Source organism: Saccharothrix mutabilis subsp. mutabilis (assembly GCF_039521145.1).
GTDB lineage: Bacteria > Actinomycetota > Actinomycetes > Mycobacteriales > Pseudonocardiaceae > Actinosynnema > Actinosynnema mutabilis.
In genome coordinates, this window is sequence record NZ_BAAABU010000017.1 from 118,092 (window position 1) to 139,939 (window position 21,848).

Annotated in this window: 15 protein-coding genes and 1 pseudogene; 8 read left to right on the plus strand and 8 right to left on the minus strand. The window is 74.0% G+C overall.

The features are described 5' to 3' along the window. Nucleotides 1-35 precede the first annotated feature (35 nt). Nucleotides 36-242 carry a hypothetical protein gene (locus ABD126_RS28490; protein ID WP_343937048.1) on the plus strand — a complete coding sequence of 69 codons (207 nt, stop codon included), beginning with the start codon at nt 36-38 and terminating at the stop codon, nt 240-242. Between the two features lie 6 nt (nt 243-248). Here the strand turns inward: ABD126_RS28490 and ABD126_RS28495 are convergent, their stop codons facing one another. The 3 genes from ABD126_RS28495 to ABD126_RS28505 all read right to left on the minus strand — a co-directional run bounded on the left by ABD126_RS28495 (nt 249) and on the right by ABD126_RS28505 (nt 2,801). Further along, complete coding sequence (locus tag ABD126_RS28495) at nt 249-926, minus strand: Crp/Fnr family transcriptional regulator (RefSeq protein WP_343937049.1); 678 nt, start codon at nt 924-926, stop codon at nt 249-251. A 117-nt stretch (nt 927-1,043) separates the two neighbouring features. Then, nucleotides 1,044-1,793 carry a class I SAM-dependent methyltransferase gene (locus ABD126_RS28500; RefSeq protein WP_343937050.1) on the minus strand — a complete coding sequence of 250 codons (750 nt, stop codon included), beginning with the start codon at nt 1,791-1,793 and terminating at the stop codon, nt 1,044-1,046. Nucleotides 1,794-1,811: 18 nt separating this feature from the next. Beyond that, nucleotides 1,812-2,801, minus strand: coding sequence for a LacI family DNA-binding transcriptional regulator (locus tag ABD126_RS28505; RefSeq protein WP_343937051.1), 990 nt, complete (start codon nt 2,799-2,801; stop codon nt 1,812-1,814). A gap of 524 nt (nt 2,802-3,325) precedes the next feature. On the opposite strand from ABD126_RS28505, the pseudogene ABD126_RS28510 reads away from it, so the two are divergent. Together ABD126_RS28510 and ABD126_RS28515 are read left to right on the plus strand one after the other, a co-directional pair. Beyond that, nucleotides 3,326-3,877: pseudogene (locus ABD126_RS28510) on the plus strand (sugar-binding domain-containing protein); the annotation flags it as partial. A 391-nt stretch (nt 3,878-4,268) separates the two neighbouring features. Continuing rightward, nucleotides 4,269-5,789: an AbfB domain-containing protein gene (locus ABD126_RS28515; protein WP_343937052.1), complete on the plus strand. Its 1,521-nt coding sequence runs from the start codon at nt 4,269-4,271 to the stop codon at nt 5,787-5,789. A 3-nt stretch (nt 5,790-5,792) separates the two neighbouring features. Here ABD126_RS28515 and sph read toward each other — a convergent pair whose 3' ends face one another. From sph to ABD126_RS28540, 5 genes are all read right to left on the minus strand, one after another. Further along, nucleotides 5,793-6,725, minus strand: coding sequence for a sphingomyelin phosphodiesterase (gene sph / locus ABD126_RS28520; RefSeq protein WP_343937053.1), 933 nt, complete (start codon nt 6,723-6,725; stop codon nt 5,793-5,795). A gap of 212 nt (nt 6,726-6,937) precedes the next feature. Then, entirely contained in the window at nt 6,938-7,825 is an 888-nt protein-coding gene (locus tag ABD126_RS28525; protein ID WP_343937054.1) for a trypsin-like serine peptidase, read from the minus strand. Between the two features lie 148 nt (nt 7,826-7,973). After that, nucleotides 7,974-8,648, minus strand: coding sequence for a S1 family peptidase (locus ABD126_RS28530; RefSeq protein ID WP_343937055.1), 675 nt, complete (start codon nt 8,646-8,648; stop codon nt 7,974-7,976). A 44-nt stretch (nt 8,649-8,692) separates the two neighbouring features. Further along, nucleotides 8,693-11,341 (minus strand): helix-turn-helix transcriptional regulator, encoded by a 2,649-nt coding sequence (locus tag ABD126_RS28535; RefSeq protein ID WP_343937056.1) that lies wholly within the window; start codon nt 11,339-11,341, stop codon nt 8,693-8,695. A gap of 201 nt (nt 11,342-11,542) precedes the next feature. Next, the gene (locus tag ABD126_RS28540) at nt 11,543-11,869 is read right to left on the minus strand and encodes a DUF6204 family protein (RefSeq protein WP_343937057.1); all 327 of its coding nucleotides are present in this window, start codon (nt 11,867-11,869) and stop codon (nt 11,543-11,545) included. Nucleotides 11,870-12,089: 220 nt separating this feature from the next. On the opposite strand from ABD126_RS28540, the gene ABD126_RS28545 reads away from it, so the two are divergent. The 5 genes from ABD126_RS28545 (at nt 12,090) to ABD126_RS28565 (ending at nt 21,846) form a co-directional block, all read left to right on the plus strand. Beyond that, nucleotides 12,090-13,055 (plus strand): glutathione S-transferase family protein, encoded by a 966-nt coding sequence (locus ABD126_RS28545; RefSeq protein ID WP_343937086.1) that lies wholly within the window; start codon nt 12,090-12,092, stop codon nt 13,053-13,055. Between the two features lie 122 nt (nt 13,056-13,177). Next, the gene (ligA, locus tag ABD126_RS28550) at nt 13,178-15,163 is read left to right on the plus strand and encodes an NAD-dependent DNA ligase LigA (protein ID WP_343937058.1); all 1,986 of its coding nucleotides are present in this window, start codon (nt 13,178-13,180) and stop codon (nt 15,161-15,163) included. A gap of 777 nt (nt 15,164-15,940) precedes the next feature. Next, nucleotides 15,941-19,423, plus strand: a complete 3,483-nt coding sequence (locus tag ABD126_RS28555; protein ID WP_343937059.1) for a penicillin-binding transpeptidase domain-containing protein — start codon at nt 15,941-15,943, stop codon at nt 19,421-19,423. A 15-nt stretch (nt 19,424-19,438) separates the two neighbouring features. After that, complete coding sequence (locus ABD126_RS28560; protein ID WP_343937060.1) at nt 19,439-21,538, plus strand: hypothetical protein; 2,100 nt, start codon at nt 19,439-19,441, stop codon at nt 21,536-21,538. After that, entirely contained in the window at nt 21,535-21,846 is a 312-nt protein-coding gene (locus ABD126_RS28565) for a hypothetical protein (RefSeq protein WP_343937061.1), read from the plus strand. The genes ABD126_RS28560 and ABD126_RS28565 overlap by 4 nt, the downstream gene beginning before the upstream one ends. The last annotated feature ends 2 nt before the right edge of the window (nt 21,847-21,848 follow it).

A 21,848-nucleotide genomic window follows, 5' to 3' on the forward strand; every position in this document is an offset into this window, starting at 1 on the left:
GCTGGAGGTCAGCCGCCCGAGCAAGGAGCAAGAGCATGAACAAGTGGGTACGGCGCGTCCACCGCTGGGTGTCGATGGCTTTCACGGTCACCGTGCTGGCCACCGTCGTGGCGCTGGCGCAGGCGGAACCGCTGGTGTGGGTGTCCTACCTGCCGCTGTTGCCGCTCGCGGTCCTGTTCTTCACCGGCCTCTACATGTTCGCGCTGCCGCACGTCGCCAAGCGCCGCGCCCGCCGGGCGTGAGGACCGCTACGGCAGGTCGTGGCCGGCGGCGATCAGGTCCAGGCGGGGCAGGTCGGGGACCAGGACGGCCCGGCGCGTGCTGGTCAGCACCACGCCGGCGTCGCGCAGGCGGCTGAACGCCTTCTCCGCCGTGCGGGACTTCATGCCGGCGATGGACGCCAGCTCCACGTTGGTCAGCGGCAGGTCCAGCGTCCACCCGGCGGTCGTGCGGGAACCGTGGTGGCGCACGAGGTGGCCCAGCACCCGCGCGATGCGGGTGGCCGCGTGGTGGGGCATGGCGCGGCGCAGCTCGTTGGCCCAGCGGACCTGGTCGGCGCGCACCCGGAACAGCTCCACCAGCACCTCGCGGTGGAAGTCGACGAAGTCCAGCAACTGGTGCTGCGGGATCAGCCGCCCGGTCACCGCGCCGCACGCCACCACCGTCGCCGACCGGGGCTGCCCGTCCAGCGCCGCCATCTCGCCGACCAGGTTGCCCGCCGACAGCACCGCCAGCAGCGCCGAGTCCCCGGCCTCGTCGGTGGCCCGCACCTTGACCGCGCCGGTCAGCACCAGCACGGCGTGCCCGTCCTCACCGCCCTCGCTGAACACGATCTCGCCCGACCCGTACCCCACCGGCCCGCCGAGTTCGAGCAGCGCCCCCGCCACCCGGTCCGACAGCCGCTCCAGCAAGCTCACACCGCTCATCCCCGCGTCCCCCGCACCGAAATCCAGTCCACTTCGCGTCGTCGGCACGACCATCTCACCATTCCGCCGCCCTGCGGAGGGCCAAGGGGTGGTCACTGACCGGTCTTCGCGGACCGCTCAGGCTCGGCGCAGGTCGAACAGGTGGCGGGTCGAGTGGGCGACGAAGCTGCCGTCCGCGCGGATCTGGGCGTCCATGCGGCGCAACGCGTCGGTGTAGCGGTCCACGCTGAAGTCCGGGACCCACCACACGCACTTGCGCAGGATGTAGACCACCGCGCCGATGTCGAAGAACTCCATGCGGCACCGGGCGACGCGCAGGTCCTCCACGCGCAAGCCCGCCGCTTCGGCCTGCGCCGCCTCGGTGTGCGGGTCGCGGCCGTCCGGGCCCGACCGCTCGCCCAGGAAGTACTCCGTCAGCTCCAGCGCCGAGCCGGGGCCGACGTGCTGGGCGAAGTAGTGGCCGCCGGGCGCCAGGACGCGGGCGATCTCCGGCCAGTCCGGGCGCACCGGGTGGCGGCTGACCACCAGGTCGAACGACCCGTCCGGGAACGGCAGCCCCGAGTCGGGCGGCGTCCGGACGACCTCCACCCCACGCGGCCCCAGCAGGGCCTTGGCGCGCTCGGCGTTGGGCGCCCACCCCTCGGTCACGCACATGCGCGCGGGGAACGACGGCACCTCCGACAGCACCTCGCCGCCGCCGGTGTCGACGTCCAGCGCGGCCGTGGCGCGGGGGAGCCGCTGGGACAGCAGCCGGAGGTAGCCCCACGGCGGGTGCTCCTCGGTCGCCCGGCCGTCGAGCCAGCCGAAGTCCCACCCGGAGACGTCCACCGCCGCCGCTTCGGCGACCAGGTCCTCGAACGTGCGCATGGGGGCCATGGTGGCCGATCACCGGGCTGTGCTCTCGCGGATTTCCAGCCGGAACGGCGTCTGCACCTGTTCGGGTGGCCGGTCCGGCGTCTCCACGCGGTGGCGCAGCAGGGTGACGGCCGCCTCGGCGATGGCCGCCTTGTCCGGGGCCACGGTGGTCAGCGACGGGCGGTGGTAGGCGCCTTCCTCGTTGTTGTCGAACCCCACCACGGCCAGGTCCTCCGGCACCCGCAGGCCGTGGTCGGCCGCCGTGCGCAGCGCGCCGACGGCCAGCAGGTCGTTGAAGCAGAACACCGCGTCCGGCGGCTCGGGCAGCGCCAGCAGGGCCTTCGTCGCGGCGGCGCCCTCGGCGCGGTGGTAGTGCAGGGTCGTGGCCACCAACGACTCGTCGAACGGCAACCCCGCCGCCGCCAACGCCGCCCGGTAACCCTTGAGGCGCAACGCCGCCGTGCCGCGCGCCGGGTGCGCGCCGATCGCCGCGATCCGCGTGCGCCCCGACGCCACCAGGTGCCGCACGGCCTCCTCCGCCGCCCGCACGTTGTCGATGCCCACCCGGTCGATGGGCAGGTCCACGGTGTGCTCGCCGAGCATCACCACCGGCAGCGCCAGGTCCGCGAAATCGCCCTCCAGCAACGCTTCCGGGCTCACGATCGCGCCGTCCACCAGGTGCGCGCCCAGCGAGGCCAGCGCCGCCCGCTCCCCGTCGCGCGTGCCCAGCGTCTGCTCGATCAGCACGTTCCACTCGTGCGCCTGCGCCGCGCGCAGCACCAGCCCGGCCAGCTCGGAGAAGTACGGGATGCCCAACTCCGGCAGCACCAGGGCGAGGAACCCGGTGCGGCCCCGGCGCAGGTTGCGCGCGCCCAGGTTGGGGCGGTACCCGGTGGCGGCCAACGCCTCCTCCACCCGCCGCCGGTTCTCCGGCTTGACGAAGGCGTGGCCGTTGACCACGTTCGACACGGTCTTGACCGACACGCCGGCGAGCTCGGCGACGTCCTTCAGCGTGGCCAACCCACTGCCTCCCGGTTGTTGAGCGGCCCCGATGGTACCCGCCCGACAGGCCTTTACAACGTTGTACCAACGATGTAAGAACGAATTGAGTGACGTGAGTCACGCTCGCGCGTTCCTGCTCCAACGCTCCCCGCACGCCCGCGAGCGACCCTCCACCCTGCATCGAGAGGAGTCCGATGCGTCGCTTCATCGCGTTGACGGTGGCCGCACTGGTCACCGGGCTCGTCGCCCCGACCGCCTCCGCCGCCGTGGTCCCGAAACCGCCGCCGCTGACCACGCCGTGGACCGGCCAGGTGTCCACCACCGACCCGCTGCCCGAGTACCCGCGCCCGCAGCTCACGCGCCCGGACTGGCAGTCGCTCAACGGCGAGTGGGAGTTCCTCAACCCCGCCACCGACGCCGCCGGCAACGTCGACCGCTACGCCGCCCCACCGCTGGGCCGGACCCTGCCCGAACGCGTGCTCGTGCCCTACCCGATCGAGTCCGGCCTGTCGGGCATCATGCGCAACGACAACCGCGACCTGATGTTCTACCGCCGCACCTTCACCGTCCCGGCCGCCTGGACCGGCCGCCGCGTCCAACTGCACTTCGGCGCGGTGGACTACGAGGCCACGGTGTGGGTCAACGGCGCCCAGGTCACCACCCACCGGGGCGGCTACGACCGGTTCGAGGTGGACATCACCGCCCAGCTGCGCGGCGGCGCCAACGAACTGGTCGTGCGCGTGTACGACCCGACCGACGGGCGCGGCGAGAAGCAGCCGGTCGGCAAGCAGGTCGACAACCCCGGCGGCATCTTCTACACGCCGTCCTCGGGCATCTGGCAGACCGTGTGGCTGGAACCCACGCCGACATCGTCGGTCTTATCCGTGGACATCCGCCCGAACCTGTCCGACAACACCGCCCGCGTGCGGGTCTTCACCCGCGGGAACGTCAGCGGGCACAGCGTGTTCGCCGAAGCCGTGGCGGGCACGACCGTCGTGGGCAGCGCCTCCGGCGGGTTCACCGAGTTCACCGTGCCCGTGCCCAACGCCCGGCGCTGGTCGCCCGACGACCCGTACCTCTACGACCTGCGCGTCTCGCTGCGCGAGGCCGGCGGCGCCACCGTGGACCAGGTGGTGGGCTACTTCGGCATGCGCGAGGTCGGCGCGAAGGTGGTCGACGGCGTGCTGCGGCCGACGCTGAACGGCGAGTTCGTCTTCCAGGTCGGCACCCTGGACCAGGGCTTCTGGCCCGACGGCCTCTACACCGCGCCCACCGACGCCGCGCTGGCGTTCGACCTGCGGAAGCACAAGGACCTGGGCTTCAACATGGTCCGCAAGCACATCAAGGTCGAACCGGCGCGCTGGTACCACCACGCCGACCGGCTGGGCCTGCTGGTGTGGCAGGACATCCCGTCCACCCCGACCCGGCGACCCCACCCGCACGCCCGCCCAGATCGCGCAGTTCGAGACCGAGGCCCGCGAGATCGTGGACGAGCACCGCTTCTCCCCGGCGGTGATCGCCTACGTCCCGTTCAACGAGGGCTGGGGCGAGTGGAACCTGGACGACACCCGGCGGGTCACCACGGCGCTGGAGAGCCAGGACCCGACCCGGCTGATGAACGCGCACAGCGGCTACAACTGCTGCGCCTCCAAGGGCGACCCGGGCACCGGCGACATCATCGACTGGCACGTCTACACCGGCCCCGACGCCCCGCGCCCGTCGGCGACCAGGGTGTCCGCGCTGGGCGAGTTCGGCGGCATCGGCCTGCGCAACCCCGGCCACGAGCACAGCCCCAACGGCCGGTTCTTCGCCTACGAGCAGGTCTTCAGCGCGGCGCAGCTCAACGACCGGTACACCGGCATGGTCCGGGACGTGCGGCACTTGATGACCACCAAGGGCGTCTCGGCTTACGTCTACACCGAGATCACGGACGTGGAGGGCGAGTACAACGGCCTGGTCACCTACGACCGGCGGGTGCAGAAGGTGGACACGGCCCAGGTCCGCGCCGCCCACCGGGACCTGATCGGCGCGTCCCGCAACCTGAACTCCCCGGTGCGGCTCACCGCGGGCCACGTCCGCTCGTTCCGCGTGACCACGCCGGGCTACACCGACCGCTACCTGCGCCACGCGAACTCGCTGGCGCGCACGGACGTCCTCACCGCGGCCAGTCCCGACGGCGCGCGGCAGGACGCGTCCTACCGGACCGTCGTCGGGCTGGCCGACCCGCGGTGCCACTCGTTCGAATCGGTCAACTTCCCGGGCCGCTACCTGCGGCACGCGGCGGGACGGGTGCGCACCGACAGCGACACCGGCGGCACCTTCCGCGCCGACGCCACCTGGTGCGCACGTCCCGGCCTGGCCGCGGGCGGCGCGTCGTTCGAGTCCCTGAACAACCCGGGTGCTTACCTGCGCCACTACGCGGAGGACGTGTACCTCGCGCGCAGCGGGGGCCCGAACCCCTGGGACACCGCCACGAGCTTCGCCGCCGACGCCACGTGGGAGACCGCCGCGCCCGCCCTGTGGCGCAGCTCGGTGCTGCTCGCCACGGACGCCCGGCAGTCGCTGCGGGTGACGACCTGGGGTTACACCGACCGGTACCTGCGGCACTCGGGCAGCCTGGCGTACACGGAGGTGGTGGACGCCGGCAGCAGCGCTTTGCTGAAGGCCGACGCCACCTACACCGTGCGGCGGGGCCTGGCGGACTCGTCGTGCTACTCGTTCGAGTCGGTCAACTACCCGGGCCAGTACCTGCGGCACGCCGACTCCCGGGTGCGGAACTCGCCAGACGACGGTTCGGCCCTGTTCAAGGCCGACGCCACCTTCTGCGCCCGGCCCGGGCTCGGCGGCACGGGCGTGACGTTCGAGTCGATCAACCTGGTCGGGTGGTACCTGCGGCACTTCAACGCGGCGGTCCACATCGCCTCGGGCGACGGCGCGGAGTTCAACCGCCCGCAGACCCTGACCGCGGACAGCAGCTGGGCCGTCGCCCCGCCCTGGGCCCCGTAGCCGTCAGTAGGCGAACACGGGGTAGTGGTCCGAGTAGTCGGTGTAGGAGTACGTCTCGAACCAGGAGGTCACCGTCCACACGGGACTCTTGACCCGCCGGGTCTCGTTGGCGAGTGCCGGTCCCTGGACGGTGAGCACGTAGTCCAAGTGCTCCGAGGCGTACTCCGCGCCGTACTGGTCGCGGCACACGCTGTTGTCCGCGCAGTCCCACGAGTACGGGTGGCCGGTGTGGGTCGGTGCCGCCGCCTTGAGGTCGGTCAGCATCGCCGAGTACTCCGGGGTGCCCTTGATGACGTTCAGGTCGCCCGCCACGTACAGCGGCTCGCCGGCGGGGATGCGTTCGGCCGTGACGAAGGCCGCGATCTCGGCCCGTTGGCGGGCGCGGACCGCTGCGGCCGAGGTGGTGCAGCCCGGGTCCTCGGACTGCATGTGGGTGCCGATGACGTGCACCGGGCCGCTCGGGGAGGCCAGCCGGACGTAGGCGAAGCCCTTGTTGGCCATCCAGTCGGCCCCGCAGCCGTCCCGGTACAGGTGCTGGACGCGGCGGGTGATGGGCCACCGGCTGACGATCGCGACCCCGCCGTCCTCGGCCGCCGAGTCGCGGTAGCCGCCCACCGTGGCGTCCCAGCCCGACCGGGTGCGGCCGACCGTCGGGGTCCGGTGCGGGTAGGTGTCGGACAGGTTGGTCAGCAGGCGGTCGCCGGCGGTGTTGTCGAACAGCTCCTGGAGGACCACGACGTCCTGACCGGCCAGGACGTCCTGCCGGTCGATCAGGTCCGCGCGGGTCGTCTGGCCCCAGTTCGGGTAGAGGGCCCGGGACAGCATGAACACGTTGTAGGAGGCGATCTTGGGCGCGGTCGGCGCTGCCGTCGCCGGGGTGCCGGTCGCGGCCAGGGCCGCCACGAGGCAAGACGTGAGCAGGATTCGCGTCTTCATGGTCGGTGATCGTGCACGGCCGGGCTCGGGCCGCACAAGGGCGTTGGGGAGCCTGTCGTCGGGTGTTCAGCTCTTGATCAACGGCAGCGCGTGCTCCTGTCGCACCTCGCGGGAGTTTCGGGTCGGCGGCCATTCGAGTGGCCCCCGGTTCGCGGTCGCCCTCCCTCCACGCGGCGATCCCGGTGTGGAGGGAGGGCGACCGGTCTACGCGCTCAGGCGGCCTGCGCCTTGGTGTAGAGGTTCTGGGCGTCGGTGCCGAAGTACGGGCCGAACATCCAGTTCGGGAAAAGGTTGATCTTGTAGCTGTTCACGGAGTTGAGGGTGCCGGTGCCGGTCGCCTCGGAGAAGGTCTTGAACCACGGGCCGCCGCTCGCGCCGCCGGTCATGTTGCAGGTCATGCCGATGCCGTTGCTCAGGAACGCGTTGAACGTCCGGCCGCTGCAGTAGATGAGCTTGCTGCCGTCGTACGGGGAGGCGGCGGGGTAGCCGTAGGCGTACATGTTGTCCGCCTTGGCCTGGTTGAACGCGATGCCCTGGGCGCCCACCACGTCGGTCAGGTACTGCCCGCCGACCTGGCCGACGACGATCGCGCCGATGTCGTAGTTGATGTCCTCGGAGGCGTCCCACTGCGGGGTCGCGAAGGTGGCGCGGGCGTTCCACGTGCCGTACGGGGTGTTGCCGTTGTCGTAGGCGGGCACGAAGGCGACGTTGGTGTGGTACGCGCCGTCGAGCTTCACGCAGTGCCCGGCGGTGATCACCGTGCTCTTGTTGCCGCTGGTCACGGCGTTGCCGCTGCACGAGGCGTTGCGGCCCTGGTAGGTGAAGAACACCCGGCCGGCGGTCTTGACGACGGCTCCGCCGCCGGTCCACGCCGTGCCGCCGTTGGGGAAGGCGAGCGGTTCGACCGCGGTGGGCGCGCCCGTCGGGACGACGCCGCGCAGCTTGGCCGGGCTGACGGTGAGGGTGTCGAGCGGGACGGCGGAGCGCATCCGTTCCGGCGTCCAGTAGGTGCCGGGCGCGGACTGCGCGGCGGGCACGGCGGCCAGGGACAGGGTCAACGCGCCCGCGAGCGTGAGCAGGCGTTTCACGGCACGGTTCATGATCTTCCACCTCTCGTGGGTCGATCAACGGCAGGGGACCGTGACGTGAAAATTACTCAAGACCGCGCGGGTGGGGCTCCGGCGAACGGGTGACAACGCCCGCGACCCCCGGTGTCCACAGTGGACACCGGGGGTCGCGGGAGCGGGCTCAGACGCCCGAGGTGGAGCGGATCCAGGCGCGGGTGGCCGAGACGCTGCTGTACTGCTGCGTCGAGGTGCCGTCCGCCGTGGAGGCGACGCCGACCTGTAGGCCGTTGTACATCTGCGGGCCGCCGGAGTCGCCGGACCACGCGTTGCCGGTGATGCGGCTGCTGCACAGCGCCTGGCCGCCGTAGTAGTCGCGGCAGATCGAGGTCAGCCGCACGTCGGCGGTCTTGAGCTGCGACGACACCGGGCCCGAGCGGCTGGTGTAGCCCCAGCCGTAGATCTGGTTGGTGGACCCGGTCGGCGGGTTGGCGTCGGCCAGCCGCGAGTACTGGCTGGTCTGGACGGGCGTCGAGAGCCGGAGCAGGGACTGGTCGGCCTGCGGGTGGTTGACGTACTGGCTGACCGAGCTGGGCGTGCCCTGGGCGCGGTGGACGTTGCCGACGCGGACGGTCAGGCCCGAGCCGACGCAGTGCTTGGCGGTGAGCACCCACTGGGCCGAGATGATCGTGCCGGAGCAGGTGAAGGAGCCGTTGCGGTAGACCGCGGCGGCCCACGGGGCCGAGGTGACGTACGAGCCGCCGATGATCATCGGTTCGACGTCGCCGCTCGGGGCGGCGCTCGCCGGTGGCGTGAAGACCGCGCAGATCAGCGCGCAGGCCAGGAGGAAGGGACGCATGCAGGGATCTCCTCGTCCGCTGGGCAGGGTGGGACAGGCGAGGGTCAGGGTGGCGGCTCGACCCCCGACCCGGAAACGGGGGATTCCCGCTCCCGCGCGGTGAGCTTCGCGGCCAGGTGGGTGCGGTTGTGGACGTCGAGCTTGCGGTAGATCCGGGTCAGCGCCCCCTCGACGGTCTTGACGCTGATGGTCAGCCGCGCGGCCACCTCCGGGTTGCTCGCGCCGCCGGCGACCAGGCGGGCGATCCGCGTCTCGAACCCGGTCAGCGTCGGTCCGTCCGGGGTGTCGCCCAGCAGCGCCGCCGCGCGGTCGGCCCAGCTCGGCGCGCCGCACCCGGCGAACACCAGCCGCGCCCGGTCGAGCAGCCGGCGGGCGGACCCCCGACGCCTGCGGCGGCGTTCGGCGACGGCCAGGGCCAGCAGGCTGCGCCCCAGCTGGACCGGTTGCCCGAGGTCCTCGTGCGCTTCGACGGCCCGCTTCAGCGACACCTCCGCGCCCGCGTGGTCCCTGAGCGCCAACCGGAGCAGGCCGTCGGCCCGGTCGAGCGCGGCCACCACGCCCCGCCGGCCCAGCCGCACCGCGCACGCCCGCGCGCCGCCGATCAGCCCCGCCGCCTCCGGCAGGCGACCGGACAGGGCCAGGGCTTCGGCGAGGTCCGGCCGGACCGCGAAGACGGCCGGGTCCACGACACCCATGCCCAGTTCGAGTTCCACCGCCCGGTGCAACGGGTCCACCGCCTGCTCCGGGTGTCCCGCGGTCAACGCGGCCAGCCCCCGGACGTGCAGGTTGCGCGCGAGGAAGGAGTGGTCGCCGTCGGCCTCGGCCCGGGACGCGCCCTTGCGGGCGAGGGCGTCCGCGACGGCCGGGTCACCGCCGTGCGCCTCCGCGAGCGCGGCCCCGTAGTAGGCGACGGCGAGGTCGCAGCCCAGCTCCTCGGCCAGCCGCAGCACCTCGCCGGCGCGGTGGCGGGCCTGCCGGCAGCGGCCCAGGGCGACCCACACCTCCACGGCGGCCCACGTCATGCCGACCACCTCCGACCGGGTGCCGCGGTCGGCCGCGTGGTCCAGCAGCGCCGTCAGGTGCTCCTCAGCCGCGTCCAGGCGGTCGGCGAAAAGGTCGAGGCGGGCGGTGGCCCACCGCGTGCCGACGTGCGCGGTCACCAGCCGTTCGGGCGCGATCCGGCGGGCCAGGTCGAGGGTGCCGGCGGCGGTGGTGTCGCCCAGGGCGGCCTGGCACAGGGTGAGCGAGCACAGGGACATGACCTCGGTGGGCACGTCCCCGGCGGTGCGGGCGAGCAGGACGGCGTCGGCGAGGTGCCGGGCGGCGGTCCGGAAGTCGCCGCCGGCGGCCGAGTGCACCGCGAACCGGTACTCGGCCGGTGCTTCCAGGGCGGCGTCGCCACGGGCGTGGGTGAGCGCCTCGCCCATGATCGCGGCGACGGCCGTGCGGGCGTAGCCGACCGCGTCGACCATGACCAGCCGGGCGCGGACCCGGTGCGGGCGGGGCGCGTCCGGGGAGCGCAGCACCTCGCGGGCCAGGTCCGTGGCCAGGTCGGGGCACCCGGCCCGGAGGGCGTCCCGCGCGGCGCGCAGCTTGCGGCCGGTCGCGCGGGCCGGTGGCGTGGGCGGGGTGCGGTCGGCGGCGAGGCGGCCCAGTTCGGCGGCCTGGTCGGGCCTGCCCCGGCGGCGGGCGGTGCCGGCGGCGCGCAGCAGGTCCACGGCGGTGGGTTCGTGGAAGCCGGTGACGGCGTGCGCGCGGTGCCGGGCGCGTTGGACGGGGTCGGTCACCAGGTCGGCCAGGCGGGCGTGGGCGGCGCGGACCTCCTCGGGTGGCAGGACTTCGGGGAGGGCGGCGGGGATGAGCGGGTGCCGGAAGGTGATCTCGCCGTCGGCTTCCACGCGGGTCAGGGGGCAGTCGCGGAGGTCGTGGTCCTGTCCACAGTGGACCAGGAGGCGTTCGGTCGGGCGGTCGAGCAGGGCGGCGACGAGGAGGGTGGAGGTGGGCTGTCCGTCGAGCTGTTCGCGGACGAGGTGGTTGATACGGGTGGAGATCGTGCCGTGTGATTTGGCGAGTTCGATGGCGTACAACGGGTTGCCGGCGGCGAGGTGGGTGTCCACGTGGCCGTGGCGGGACATCAGTTCGGCGGTCGCGGCGGTGGACAGCGGCGGCACCTCGATCGCCTCGCCGTCCCACCGGGCGGGGTCGCGGGTGGCGACGAGCAGGCGGGTTCCGGCGCGGGCGGTCGCGTAGGTCAGGACGGCTGCCGAGGCGGGGTCCACCCACTGCGCGTTGTCGAGGACGACCAGGGGGTGGCGGGCGCGGAGGACGGTCAGGACGGCTTGGCGGAGGGCGAGCGGGTCCGGTTCACCGGTGCGGCGGCGCAGGGCGCGGTCGAGGGCTCGGCGTTGCGGCGGCGGCAGGTCCACGGCGGTGCCCGGGTCCGTGCCGGCGGTGCCCGGGTCGGTGCCGGCGTCGGTGCTCGGGTAGCTGGTGAGCAGGTCGGCCAAGACCAGGTAGGGGACGTCGCGGTCGGCTCGGGCGGGGGCGCTGCGCAGGACCGGGGCGTCGTGGGGGAGCAGGGCTTCCAGGACGGCGGACTTGCCGATGCCGAGCGGTCCGTGCAGCACGACACCGCCCCGCGCGAGTGCGGCCCGCGCGGTGGCGAGGAGGTCGTCACGGCCGAGGAGGTCCATGGCTTCTCGACGGTACCGGTCGCGGCCTCCGGCCCCCGTCACCATTGTCCCACGGGGGACCGACAAAAGCGGGCGAGCCGGCGGCGGTCGGTTGGCGGCGGCCGGTCACTGGTAGCGGTCGGTGGCGGTCGGTCGGTGGCGGCCGGTCACTGGTAGCGGTCGGTGGCGGTCGGTCGGTGGCGACCGATCAGTGGCGGTCGGTCAGCGGCGGCGGATCTTCATCTGGTCCATGTCGGTGGCGGTGGCTTTGAGGTCGCGGAAGTCGACTTCGTAGGCCTCCACCGCCTGGGCGGCCCGGCGCATGCCCTCCGCGCACACCTCGCGGTCGGTGTCGCGGACCTCCGCGCGCAGTTGGACCCGGTAGCTGAAGAAGTCCAGCCTCCGGTCGTAGGACAGCGCGCCTTCCGCGCTGAACCCGCCGGTCAGCACGTTGTGCCGGTCGGCGGCGGCGAGGAGGCGGGCGCGGCCGGCGTCGTCCAGGTCGGTGAACCGGCCGCGCACCAGCACGCGGTAGGTGTGCTCGGGCATGGCCGTGATCGTCGGCGAACCGACCGGCCCACCGCAAACGAGAATCCGCGTGTTCACGCGGGCGTGCGGAGGGCCGCCGAGCACACCCCGCGCCGCCGGGTGGAGCCGCGCGGAACCGCGTAGGCTCGGATTCGTGAGCGAGACGAACGACCACCCCGAGCACGCGACCGGCGGCACCTACTCGGTCAAGGGCAAGGCCTTCACCCGGGACACCCGCTACATCACGACCCGGATCACCGCCGACGGCCGCGACGGGTTCCCGGTGCAGCCGGGCCGGTACCGGCTGGTCGCCGCGCGGGCGTGCCCGTGGGCCAACCGGTCGATCATCGTGCGGCGGCTGCTCGGCCTGGAGGACGCGATCTCGCTCGGCCTGCCCGGCCCCACGCACGACGCGCGCTCGTGGACGTTCGACCTCGACCCCGGCGGCCGGGACCCGGTGCTGGGCATCGAACGCCTCCAGGAGGCCTACTTCAAGCGCGACCCGGAGTACCCGCGCGGCATCACCGTGCCCGCCGTCGTGGACACCACGACCGGCGCGGTGGTCACCAACGACTTCGCCCAGATCACCCTGGACCTGTCCACCGAGTGGCGCGAGTTCCACCGCGAGGGCGCGCCCGACCTGCTGCCCGAGGACCGCCGCGACGAGATCGACGAGGTCAACCAGCGGGTGTTCACCGAGGTCAACAACGGTGTCTACCGGTGCGGCTTCGCCGGCAGCCAGGAGGCCTACGACGAGGCCTACGACCGGCTGTGGACCGCGCTGGACTGGCTGGAGGAGCGCCTGGCGGGGCAGCGCTACCTGGTCGGCGACACGATCACCGAGGCCGACGTGCGGCTGTTCACCACGCTGGTCCGCTTCGACCCGGTCTACCACGGCCACTTCAAGTGCAACCGGAACAAGCTCGCCGAGATGCCGAACCTGTGGGGCTACGCGCGCGACCTGTTCCAGACGCCGGGCTTCGGCGACACCGTGGACTTCGAGCAGATCAAGCAGCACTACTACGTGGTGCACAAGGACATCAACCCGTCCGGGATCGTCCCCAAGGGCCCCGACCTGTCCGGCTGGACGACCCCGCACGGGCGCGAGGCGCTGGGCGGGCGACCGTTCGGCGACGGCACCCCGCCCGGCCCGGTGCGCGACGGCGAGCGCGTGCCGACCGGGCTGACGACCGCCACGCCCTCCTGACCCTCCGCCCCGACCCGCCCCGAGCCACCCCTCCGCCCCGAGCCGCCGCCGCGCCGTCCACACGCGACCCGGTCGGGGCGTTCGGCCCGGAATTGTCGGTGGTGCCCGGTAGCGTCTTGCCCGTGGACGTTCGGGAGCGCATTCAGGAACTCGCTGACCAGGTCGTGGTGCTGCGGGACGCGTACTACCGGGGTTCGCCCAAGGTGGCGGACGCGGAGTACGACGCGATCGAGGACGAGTTGCGGGAGCTGGTGCAGGCGCACCCCGAGTTCGCGCCCGACCCCAACCCGCTGGACCAGGTCGGCGCGCCGGCGGTGCTGCACGCGCCGGTCCGGCACTCGCGGCCGATGCTGTCGCTGGAGAAGGCGACCAAGCCCGAGCAGGTGGCCGCCTTCTTCGACCGGTTCCCCGGCCAGCCGGTCGTGGTGATGCCCAAGCTCGACGGCCTGTCGTTGGCCGTGGTCTACGAGGACGGGCGGCTCGCGCGGGCGGTCACCCGGGGCGACGGCACGACTGGTGACGACGTGACGGTGCTGGTCCGCGCGCTGGTCGACGGCGTGCCCGAGCGGATCGACGCGCCCGGCCGGGTGGAGGTGCGCGGCGAGGCCGTGATGCTGCGCTCCACCTTCGCCGCCTTCAACACCGCCCACCCGGACCGGCCGCTGATCAACCCGCGCAACGCCGCCGCCGGCACCCTGCGCGCCAAGGACCCGGCCACCGTCGCCGAGCGCCGCCTCCGGTTCTTCTCCTTCGACCTCGACGCCGGCACCGCCGCCACCGACCTCGAACAGGGCCTGCGAACACTCGGGTTCGCCGTCGCCGACATGCGGCACTGCTCCGACGCCGAGGCCGCGCAGGCGGTCATCGCCGAGATCGAGCAGCAGCGCAACGACCTCGACTACGACCTCGACGGCGCGGTGCTGCGGCTGGCCGACCGGGACGCCTACGCCGCCGCCGGGACCCGGTCCAGCTCGCCGCGCGGCGCGCTGGCCTACAAGTTCGCCGCCGAGGAGAAGACCACGGTGCTGGCCGACGTGGTGTGGGACGTCGGCAAGACCGGCAAGATCGCCCCGGTCGCGGTGCTGGAGCCGGTGTTCGTCGGCGGCACCACGGTCACCCGCGCCACCCTGGCCAACCAGGAGGTGATCCGGGCGCGCGGCATCAGGATCGGCGACACGGTGCTGGTGCGCCGCGCGGGCGACGTGATCCCGTTCGTGGCGGGCGTGCTGGACGAGTCCGCGCGGACAGGGGCGGAGCGGGAGATCGTGCCGCCGGTGGCGTGCCCGTCGTGCGGCCAGGCCGTGGTCGAGCAGGGCAACAGCCGGGAGTTGTTCTGCACCAACCTCGCTTGCCCGGCGCAGACCGTGCGGCGGCTGGTGCACTGGGCCTCGCGCGCGGCGGCGGACATCGAGGCCGTCGGTCCGAAGTGGATCGAACGGCTGGCCGAGGCCGGTCTGCTGGAGCACCCGTCGGACTTCTACCGGTTGACCCAGGAGCAGTTGCTGGAGTTCGACCGCATCGGCGAGGTGTCCGCGGCGCGCATGGTCGAGTCGATCGACGCCAGCCGCGGGGTCGGCCTGCGGCGGGCGCTGATCGGCCTGGCGATCCCGATGGCGTCCGAGGGCACCGCGACCCGCCTGTGCCGAGCGGGTTTCGGCTCGCTGGAGGAGGTCGCGGACGCGTCCGAGGAGCAGTTGGTGGCGGTGGAGGACATCGGCCCGAAGGTCGCGGCGTCCCTGCACGAGCACCTCACCCGCCTGCGCCCGGAGCTGGAACGCCTGCGCGAGCGCGGCGTCTCGCTCGACGTGCGCGAGGAGGACCTGCCGCCGGTGGTCGCCTCGGACGCGCCCCTGGCCGGCAAGACGGTCGTGGTCACGGGCGCGATCAACGACCCGCGCTCGGGCGAGAAGGTCCCGCGCCCGACCTTCCAGCGCCTGTGCGAGAAGGCCGGCGCGACCACGGCGTCCTCGGTGTCGGCGAACACGGACCTGCTGATCACCGGGGCGGACGTGGGCGCGAGCAAGCTGACCAAGGCGGAGAAGCTGGGGGTGGCGGTGGTCGACCAGGGCGAGATCTGGCAGCAGCTGATCGCCGCCGGCATCGTGTAGCGGGCGGTCTAGAACGGGGGCGAGTACGGGCGCTCCCGCACGCGGTCGTAGGTCCGGCGCAGCCACTGTCCGGCTCGCGGTCGGTGAGGCCGGGCCCGACCAGGTCCAGTTCCGCTCCGGCGGTCCCTTCGGCAGCAACGCGGCGAGCGCGGGGCCGAACGTGGTCGTGATCAGGCCGTCCGGAACGCCGACCGGCCGGCCCTCCGACGCGACCGGCAAGTGCGCCAGGGCCGCCCCGACCGCCGCCTCCCACCGCGGGTCCCAGCGGCCTTTCGGGTCGACCGGCGGGATGCCCACCCGCCCTCCCACCGCCGCCACGGCGCGCCCGAGTGCGCCGGCTCCACGGCGTAGGTCCCGGGCTCGACCAACGAGGGCAGCAACTCGTGCCCGAACTCCTGGTGCGCGTGCGCCGGGAGCGCGACACGGGAGCGGTCAGCGTCGCGCCGCAGCGCGCACACGAAGACGAGCATGTGCTCTCCCCCTCGACCGCATGAATGGTCCGCCGTCGGCGGCCGGCGGCCAAGTCCTTCTCCGGCGAATACATAGGACGGTGATATTTCCTCGCGCGATAGCAGGGTTTTCCGCGACCCTGTCCGCATTAATGTGGATTCCTGTCGCCGCAACGGTTTCCGCTGGCAGGGCTGGCTCGAAAATGGGTCTCCGGTTCCGGTAACGTGGGGCCGCGCGGGAACGACAGGCTGGGTGATCACCGGCCGCCGAATTCGACGGCGCGGGGTTTTCCAGCGTTCGCACGACCGCCGCGGAGGAATCCTTTTCATGGGTGGTGCCTTGTCCGCTGTGTTCGGCACGGGCGGGATCAGCCGGCTGCTGCTGTCGGCCGGGCTCGTGCTCGGCGTGGTGGGCGTGGTCGGGCTGCTGCGCGGGTCGGTGCGGGTGGCGGTGGTGCCGGCGACCGACCCCGAGGCGGCCTGGTGGCGGCGGTGGGTGGCGGGGCCGGCTCGGGCGTTGGTGTGGCCGTTGTTCCTGGTGTGGCTGGGGTTCTGGGTCGCTTCCGACACGCTGAACGTCGTCTACGGGCTGACCGTCGGTGTCGCGGTGGCGCTGCTCGTGGTGTGCGCGGTGCGGTTGCTGCGACGGGCGCATGGCCGGCGTGGCGATCACGAGGTGTCCTCGGTGGCCTTGGCCGCGGTGCTGGCGGGCGCGTTGGTGCTGGAGTTCGGGCTGCTGCTGACCGTCCGCCTGGTCGTGCTGCCGAACCCGGCGGCCGGGTTCGGCGCGTCCTTCGCGCGCGACGCGTTCGTCGAGGCGCGCGGGGCCGTGCTGTTGCCCCTGGTGCTGTTGCTCGCCCTGGTGGCCGTGCCGCTCGCGCTGGACCGGCTGTCCGCGGTGCGGCGGGTGGCCGGGCCGCGGCGGGTGGTCGGTCGAGCGGCGGCGAAGGTGGCCGGGTGGGTGCCGCCCGTGCCCGTGCCCGTGCCCGCGCCGGTGCGCTGGTGGACCGCGGTCGGCCTGGTGTTCGCGGTGTTCTTCGTGGCCTGGTTCGACCGGCCGGACCGCCTGGCGTTCCGGGGGATCGCGGTGTCGGAGTACGGCAAGGTCGCCTACCTCGGGCTGCTCGCGGTCGTGCTGGCCGGGTTCGCGCACCGGTTCGGGCGGCCCGGGCAGCACCTGCGCGGTCGGGAGCACCTCGTCTACCCGGTCGCGCTGTTCGTCGCGGTGTGCCTGGGCAGCGTGCTGCGCAGCGACCTCGGGCCGTTGATCGGCCTGTTCGCGGCGACCCTGGTGCTGATGCTGTTCCTGGTCGCCGACGGCGTCCGCCGCTCGTCGCCGCGGCACCGGGGGGTGCGGCGCTGGGCGGAACTGGCCGTGCACACCCGCTGGTACCTGGTGGCGCTCGCGGGCACCGTGCTGGTCGGAGTGCTGGCGCTGACCGTCGTGGACAAGGCCACCGACCGGGTCGAGGCGATGGCCCACCCGTGGGAGTACGGGTGGACGAACACGTGCGTCGAGCCGCCTGCGGGCACGGTCGTCGCGGGCACGCCGGACGGCGCGGCGGTGTGCCGGCTCCCGCTCGACGGCGCGGCGGCCAACCGGCGGTCGCAGATCGCGCAGGGCATGGCCGCCATCGCCGACGGCGGCCTGTGGGGGCGGGGCCTGCCCGACACCGCGTCCGGCCAGGTGCCGCTGGGGGAGAGCGACCTGGTGATCGCGGTGGTGTGGGCCAAGCTCGGCGGCGTCGTGGTGCTGCTGCTCGGCGTGCTGCTGGCGCTGCTCGCGACCGCGCTGGCCCGCGTGGCGCGCGAGGCGGAACAGCGGTCCGGCGCGCGGGGACCCACGGCGGCGCGGCTGTTCGCGATCGGGCTGGCGGCGCTGCTGGTGGTGCAGTTCGGGTACGTCTTCCTCGCCACCATCGCGTGGGTGCCGCACTCGGGGTTCACCGCGCCGTTCCTGTCGCGCGGCGGGCAGTCCACGCTGGCGCTGGGTGCGGCGGTGGTCCTCGCGCTGTGGTCGAGCTACCGCCTGACCTCCGGTGCCGACCGCGGAAAGACAGCCGGGGTCCCGAGTGGATCGTGGTCGGCGGTGCCGGGCCGGTCCGCCGCGCCGGGGCGGGCGTTGTCGGCGCCGGTCGTCCTGGTCGCGGTGGTGTGCCTGGTGGGTGGCGCCGCGATCACCGCGTGGCCGTACCGCGGGCACGCCACCGACCGTCCCTACTGCCGCGCCGAGCAGCCGCGCGAAGACCCCGAACGGTGCTCCACCGACCGGATCGCGATGCGCCGCACCACCGTCGTCCTGAGCGTCGGCGGCGTCCCGCAGTACCGGCGCGACCGCGAGAACTCCGCGTGGACGCCCATCGGCGACCCCGTGATCTCGCTGGCCGACCTCGGCGGCCTGGTCCAGGCCGGTGACCGGGCGGGCGCGGTGGACGGCGCGTTGGGCGACCTGGTCGACGGCAGCAGCGGCCTGGCCAACCCCCTGCTCCCCGCGGGCGAGGCGGAGCCGGGTGTCGTGGAGCTGACCGTCGAACCGGGCCTCCAGCGCGCCGCCGCGTCCGCGCTGCACGACGGCGACGAACGGCTCGCGGGCGGGATCGTGGTGCTCGACCCCGTGACCGGCCGCGTGCTCGCCGCCGCGACCGCCCCCGGACCCTTCGAAGAACCCGAGGCCCCGAACCGCGAACCGGACGCCGCCCAGCGCACCCGGTTCGAGCAGCAGCACCAACCCGGTCCCCTCACCGACCAGGGCATCGACGAAGGTCGCGCGGCCGAGTGCCGGCCCGACGACGAGGTGGACAACAGGTGCTGGGACTGGCGCCTGCTGCCCGGCCCCGCGCCGGAGTCGGCCGAGTCGCGGGCCGACCGCCTGCGGTACGTGGACCGCCGCGCGGACGTCGCCCTGCCGTCCCGGTCGGACAACCGGGCGCTGAGCCGCAACTACGGCCTCGGCTCGACGTTCAAGGTCGTCGTGGCCGCGGCCTACCTGCGCCAGCCCGGCAAGCACATCACCGACCGCGTCGCGGCCCCCGCCGAACTGCCCGTCCCCGGCCGCGCCGAACCGGTGAAGAACTCGCCGCGCGGGACGTGCGAGCGCGGCGGGTCCGGCGTGATCACGGTGGCCGACGCGCTGGCCGTGTCGTGCAACACCGCGTTCGTGCGGTTGGCGATGGACCTGCCGTGGTCGCTGATCCGGGACACCGCCGCGGACTTCGGGTTCGCCGCCGTCCCGGTCGACGCCGAGCGCGGCCCGGCGTGGGTGGCCGGCACGGCGCTGGGCGTGGACTCCCGCGTGCCGCGCGAGTCCTCGGGCGCGGACCTGGCCAACAGCGTCCTGGGCGGCGGGCACGTCGAGGGCACCCCGCTGCACCTGGCCGCCGTGCTGGGCGGCATCGCCAACGGCGGCGAACTCGTCCAACCCCGCCTGGTCGACGCCACGACCCAGCCCCACGGCCGCCCCCGCACGGAGGTCGTCCCGGAAGTCCGCCGGGTCCTCTCGCCCGAGCAGGCGCGGGAGCTGACCGACGGCCTCGCGGGCACGGTCGAGTTCGGCACGGCAGACCAATTGACCCGGCGGCCCGGCCACGACCTGCGGGTCAAGACCGGCACGCACGACCTGCACGGCGGCGGGGACGCGCCGCCCGGCGAGTTCGCCCGCCAGATCGCGTGGCTGGTGGGTTCGGTGACGACCGCGCGCGGCCCGGTGGCCTTCGCGGTGGCGGTGGAGACGGCGGACGAGGCGCGGGGCGCGGCGCGGGCCCGGTGGCTCGCCGACGCGGTGATCGGCGCGATCGTGGAGGGACGCGGATGAGCGGCGGTGCGCGCGATGAGTGACGACGACCGGCGGGAGGCGGCACTGGGCCGCGCGGTGCGGCGGGAGCTGAGCAGGTGGTTGGCCGGGCACGCCACCGGCGCGCCGACGGCGGTGGACGTGGTGGTCCGGGTGGCCTGGTCGCCCTCCGCCGTGGCCGAGCAGGAGCTGCGCGCCTCGGTGGACGACCAGCGCCGCGAGTACCCCGGCGCGATCCCGCGCCTGGCCGTGACCGTGGACCGCGACCTGCCCGACCCCGGCTTCACCGTCGAGGTCGTGCCGGTCGTCGACGCGGCCGGTGAGGAGCCCAGCGCGCCCCTCGCCGAGGAGGAGCCCGACGAGGACCAGGACGAGGACCAACTGGTCCTCACCCTCAAGTTGGGCCGGTTCACCTTCCCGCACCTGCTGCGCCCGTCGGCGGGCTGGGTGCCGGTGTCGCGCAACGGGCCCGGCGGCATCGTCTTCCCCGACGAGGCCCAGGCCGTGCCGCGGGCGGCGCTGGTCGAGCTGCGCAACGTCCGCGGCACCCTGCACGTGCGGCGCACCGGCCACGACCGCCGCTACATCGTCGCGGTGGGCGGCCAGCGCGTCGAGCACGGCCGGCCGACCGGCGCCGGCGTCCCGCCGCGCGGCCGGATCGTGGTCCGCGAGGCGACCGGCGACGCCGTGGCCGCCATCGACTACGAGCTGCACGACCGGTTCGCCGAGCTGCGCACCGGCGGGGCCACCGACACCGGCGACGGCACGGGCGTCGCGGCGTGGGTCACCGGCGGCGGCGCGTTCCGGCGGGTCCACGTCGCCGCGCCGCCGGCGGGTCTCGTGGCCGGCGCGCGCGAGTTCACCGGCCGCTCCCCGAGCGGCGAGCCGCACCAGCTGCGCGTGCGCGTCCTCTACACCCGCGCCGAGTCGCTGGAGCCCGGCGGCGAGGAGGTGTGGCACGTCAAGGTCTACCGCTGCGACACCCCCGAGGACGCGGCGATGCTGCGCGCGTTCCTGGAAGCCCAGATCGGCAACGTCGAACGCGCCAACGGGGCGGTCGGCGGGTCGAACCGGGTGCCGCCGTGGGTGATCGCCCCGGTGCACCTGCTGTCCCTGGCGCTGCCCGCGCCGGCCCGGACCAACCTGGTCGACGCGGGCGACCGCATCCCCGGCGGGGTGGCCGCCCGGCTGGCCGCGTGGTTCGGCGTCGCCGACCAGCCCGACGCCGACACGTGCGTGCTGGTCGCCTCGCCGTGGGTGGACGAGGTCGGCTGGCTGGGCCAGGAGAAGCGCCCGGTGCCCGGTCGCGGCCCGCTGGAGGACCTGCGCCGGCTGGCCCGCGGCCTGGACCTCATGCACGCCTCGCTGGGCATCGCGCACGGCGACATCAAGCCCGCCAACGTGCGCCGCCTGGCCCGCGCCGACGGCCACGACGGCTACGTGCTCATCGACGGTGACTCCCTCGGCCCGGTGCGCTGCCCGGCGCGCGACGCCCGCGCCACCGACGAGTACACCTCCGCCGACTACCGCGCCCAGTGGGAGCGCGGCGACTGGGTGGACCTGCGGGCGTTGGACCGCTTCGGGTTCGTCCTGGTCACCATCGCCGCCGTGGCCAGCCCGGACCGGCTGCGCGGCCTGCTGGACAAGCAGGGCGGCCGGGAGCGGGTCGTGGACTCCCACCCGCGGGTGGTCGAGTACCTGACCAACTGGTGGTCGCGGGAGCCGCGCTGGCGGCCGTTCGCCGAACAGCTCGCGGCCCCGTTCGGCGGGGGCGTGTTCGCCGACCCGGAGTTCCGGCTGGCGGAGTGGATCGAGCGGCTGATCGCCGAGCACGACCGGCCGGGCCCCGGCTGCGGGCACCCGACGTGCCCGGTGGACGCGTGCGCCCGGGTCGTGCCCGAGGACGACCACTACGCCCCGCCCCACGACCGGGAGCTGCGCCGCATCCGGGAGGGCGTGCGCAGCCGGCACAACATCGCCGTCGGCGCGCGGGAGGCGCTCATCCGCGAACTGCGGGCGGAACAGGCCGCGCTGGCGCTGGCCGCCTACCGCAACGCGTCCCGCTCGGTGCTGGCGGTGGCGACCGCGCTGGTGCTGATCCTGGTGGTCAGCCTGAAGACGGGAGGGGTCCTGTGAGCGACCCGGAGGTCGCGGCGTCCCTGCCCCGGGGGCTGCGCGCGCGGATGCGGCCGGTGTGGCACGGCGACACCGTCGCCGACAGCGCCGAGCACGAGAACCTGCCCGTGCTGGTCGCGGACTGGGGTTCCTACGCCCAGCCGCAGAGCCGCCGGGCCAAACCCGTCGCCGAGCCCTACCTGCGCGGGCACCTGGCGCGCGCGGAGGCCGCGGGGCGCCGGCACGGCCTGCGGGTCGGGCTGCTGCACGCCGTCCCGGTCGCCGCGGTGCTCGTGCTCCTCGCCCTGCTGCTGCCCGAGATCGGATGACC

What these genes read in the sequence shown, in the direction of transcription:
- sph (WP_343937053.1), bottom strand. Translation starts at nt 6,725, where the DNA reads ATGAAGACGCGAATCCTGCTCACGTCTTGCCTCGTGGCGGCCCTGGCC.
- ABD126_RS28555 (WP_343937059.1), top strand. Translation starts at nt 15,941, where the DNA reads ATGGGTGGTGCCTTGTCCGCTGTGTTCGGCACGGGCGGGATCAGCCGG.
- ABD126_RS28525 (WP_343937054.1), bottom strand. Translation starts at nt 7,825, where the DNA reads ATGAACCGTGCCGTGAAACGCCTGCTCACGCTCGCGGGCGCGTTGACC.
- ABD126_RS28540 (WP_343937057.1), bottom strand. Translation starts at nt 11,869, where the DNA reads ATGCCCGAGCACACCTACCGCGTGCTGGTGCGCGGCCGGTTCACCGAC.
- ABD126_RS28535 (WP_343937056.1), bottom strand. Translation starts at nt 11,341, where the DNA reads ATGGACCTCCTCGGCCGTGACGACCTCCTCGCCACCGCGCGGGCCGCA.
- ABD126_RS28500 (WP_343937050.1), bottom strand. Translation starts at nt 1,793, where the DNA reads ATGCGCACGTTCGAGGACCTGGTCGCCGAAGCGGCGGCGGTGGACGTC.
- ABD126_RS28490 (WP_343937048.1), top strand. Translation starts at nt 36, where the DNA reads ATGAACAAGTGGGTACGGCGCGTCCACCGCTGGGTGTCGATGGCTTTC.
- ABD126_RS28495 (WP_343937049.1), bottom strand. Translation starts at nt 926, where the DNA reads ATGAGCGGTGTGAGCTTGCTGGAGCGGCTGTCGGACCGGGTGGCGGGG.
- ABD126_RS28530 (WP_343937055.1), bottom strand. Translation starts at nt 8,648, where the DNA reads ATGCGTCCCTTCCTCCTGGCCTGCGCGCTGATCTGCGCGGTCTTCACG.
- ABD126_RS28560 (WP_343937060.1), top strand. Translation starts at nt 19,439, where the DNA reads ATGAGTGACGACGACCGGCGGGAGGCGGCACTGGGCCGCGCGGTGCGG.